2 protein-coding genes are annotated in these 970 nt (G+C 69.2%); both read right to left on the reverse strand.

Annotated elements, in window-relative coordinates:
• Window positions 1-147 precede the first annotated feature (147 nt).
• On the reverse strand, window positions 148-651 hold the full coding sequence (bcp, locus tag HUK84_RS20040; RefSeq protein ID WP_176641766.1) for a thioredoxin-dependent thiol peroxidase: 504 nt from the start codon (window positions 649-651) through the stop codon (window positions 148-150).
• Window positions 652-677: 26 nt separating this feature from the next.
• Window positions 678-970 (reverse strand): hypothetical protein (locus HUK84_RS20045; RefSeq protein ID WP_176641767.1); only part of this gene is annotated, 293 nt, incomplete at its 5' end.

Here is a 970-nt window from a genome sequence, read left to right on the forward strand (position 1 = left end):
GCCGCCGCCGGTCTATGTCGCGCCGCCTCCGCCCCCGCCGCCCGTCACGGTCTACGCGCCGCCGGCCTACGGCTACGCCTATCCGGCCTATTGATCGCAAGGGCCTTCCCGGGAAGGTTCCCGGGAAGGCGCTCAGGGGAAAGATGTTCAGGCCGCCGCTCGGGCGGCCTGCATCACCTCGGCGACGTGGCCGGGCACCTTGACGTTGCGCCAGGCCCGCACCAGCCTGCCTTCCGCGTCGATCAGGAAGGTCGCGCGCTCGATCCCCATATATGTCCGGCCGTACAGCCTCTTCTCGCCCCACACGCCATAGGATTCGGTCACCGCGCCGGTCACGTCCGACGCCAGCGGAAAGTCCAGCCCCTGCTTGTCGGCAAAGGATTCGATCGCCTTCATCGGATCGCGCGACACGCCGATGACCGGAATCCCCGTCCCCCCCAGCGCCGCCAGCGCCTCCTGAAAGCCGCAGGCTTCGGTCGTGCAGCCCGGCGTGTTCGCCTTGGGGTAGAAATACAGGATAAAGGGCCGACCCCGCATCGATGCCAGGCTGACCTGCCGCCCGCGGCTGGCCGGCATGTCGAAATCCGGCGCCATTGCGCCCAGGGCTGGAAAAATTGGGGCTGGAAAAATTGGTGTCTCGCCGTCCGCCATTGCCATTCTCCTCATGAAAAAACGCGTCACTCCCCGACCGGACCGACCAGGCGGGTGAAGGCCGCCCGCACCGCGTCCGCGCGCGCCTCCATCTGCTGCAACGCCTCCGCGATCGTTGTCGCCCCCATCTCGCGCAGCAGGATCTCGCGGGTCGCGGCGGGCATGGCGGCCGCCGGATCGGCGGGCAGGGCGGTGCCGAACAGGATTCGCAGCATGCTCTGCACGCTGCGCCAGGCCCGGTCGGCCTCTTCCAGCATACGCCCCGTGCCGCGGTCCAGCATCCCCTGCCGCACCAGGCGACGCAGCGCCTTGCGCGTGT

The organism is Nguyenibacter vanlangensis, from assembly GCF_013376155.1.
Taxonomy (GTDB): Bacteria; Pseudomonadota; Alphaproteobacteria; order Acetobacterales; family Acetobacteraceae; genus Gluconacetobacter; species Gluconacetobacter vanlangensis.